Origin of the sequence: Streptomyces capoamus, from assembly GCF_014654935.1 — a bacterium.
In the GTDB taxonomy this organism is placed as follows: domain Bacteria; phylum Actinomycetota; class Actinomycetes; order Streptomycetales; family Streptomycetaceae; genus Streptomyces; species Streptomyces capoamus.
In genome coordinates this window covers 2,392-3,804 of record NZ_BNBF01000020.1, presented here as the reverse complement: position 1 = coordinate 3,804, position 1,413 = coordinate 2,392, and the positions used below count along the sequence as shown (strand labels likewise).

Below are 1,413 nucleotides of genomic sequence, written 5' to 3'. Positions count from 1 at the left end.
GGCCGGCGCCGGCCATGTCGTTGCGCAGGCGGCGCAGCAGGGGCTCGACGCGGCCGGTGCCGAGGACGGAGTAGTCGATGTTGTACTGGTTGGCGGGGGTGAGACCGCGGTAGTTCGCGTTCCAGGCCTGCTCGTAGCTGTCCTTGAAGACGATGAACTCCAGCTCGGTGCCGACCTGGGCGGTGTAGCCGAGGGCGGCGAGCCGTTCCAGCTGGCGGCGCAGGATCTGGCGCGGGGCGGCGGCGACCGGGGAGCCGTCGTTCCAGGCGAGGTCGGCGAAGAGCAGCGCGGTGCCGGGGTGCCAGGGGATGCGGCGCAGGGTGGAGGGGTCGGGGCGCAGGGCGAAGTCGCCGTAGCCGCGGTCCCAGGAGGACATCGCGTAGCCGTCGACGGTGTTCATCTCGGTGTCGACGGCGAGCAGGTAGGCGCAGCCCTCGGTGCCGTGGTGCAGGACCTCGTCGAGGAAGAAGCGGGCGGCGAACCGCTTGCCCTGCAGCCGCCCCTGCATGTCGGGGAAGGCCAGGACGACCGTGTCGATCTCACCGCTCGCCACCAGGGTGTGCAGTTCCTCGATGCCGAGCGGGGGTGTGCGGTCTGCCACGGGAGAGCCTCCTTGGGCGCCTGGGCGCTTTTTCGGCCGGACCGGGAGCCATAAGGTATTGCGGGGAACCATTGCTTGGGAAGGGGGTGCGGCCGATGTCGCGGGACGCGGGGACCGGCGGGCCGGCGGACCGGCTCGTACCGATACTGCGGCCGGTGCGGGCGGGCAACGGCTTCGAGGAGGCGCTGGAGCAGATCCTCCAGGTCGTCCGGCTGGGCCTGGTGCCGGGCGGCGAGCGGCTGCCGGCCGAACGGGAACTGGCGGAGCGGCTCGGGATCAGCCGGGTGACGCTGCGCGAGGTGCTGAAGGTGCTCCAGGACCAGGGGCTGGTGGAGGCGCGGCGCGGGCGGTACGGCGGAACGTTCGTGCTGCCCCGCACGGAGGCGAGCGGCGAGGACGAGCTGCGGCGCCGGATCGCCGAGGTCGACATCGAGGACGTGCTGCGCTTCCGCGAGGTGCTGGAGGTGGGGGCGGCCGGGCTGTGCGCGGTGCACGGGCTGGCCGAGGAGCAGGCGGGGCGGCTGCGGGAGGCGCTGGACCGCACCCGTGAGGCGCCGCTGGCCGACTACCGGCGGGCGGACACGCTGCTGCACCTGACGCTGGCCGAGCTGTGCGGTTCGCCGTCGCTGACCGCGCGGTACGCGGCGGTCCGGGCCACGGTGAACGACCTGCTGGACTGCATCCCGCTGCTGGTGCGCAACCTGGAGCACTCCCAGCGGCAGCACACCGCGCTGGTGGAGGCGGTGCTGGACGGGGACGCGGACGGGGCGCGGGAGATGATGCGGGAGCACTGCGCGGGGACGGCGGCGCTC

General features: G+C 73.4%; 2 protein-coding genes. One reads left to right on the top strand and one right to left on the bottom strand.

Annotation, left to right across the window (positions count from 1 at the left end):
• A partial coding sequence (locus IE312_RS42055) for a type I glutamate--ammonia ligase (protein ID WP_502266993.1) occupies positions 1-601 on the bottom strand: 601 nt, incomplete at its 3' end.
• A gap of 95 nt (positions 602-696) precedes the next feature.
• On the opposite strand from IE312_RS42055, the gene IE312_RS27315 reads away from it, so the two are divergent.
• Positions 697-1,413 (top strand): FadR/GntR family transcriptional regulator (locus tag IE312_RS27315; protein ID WP_189984976.1); only part of this gene is annotated, 717 nt, incomplete at its 3' end.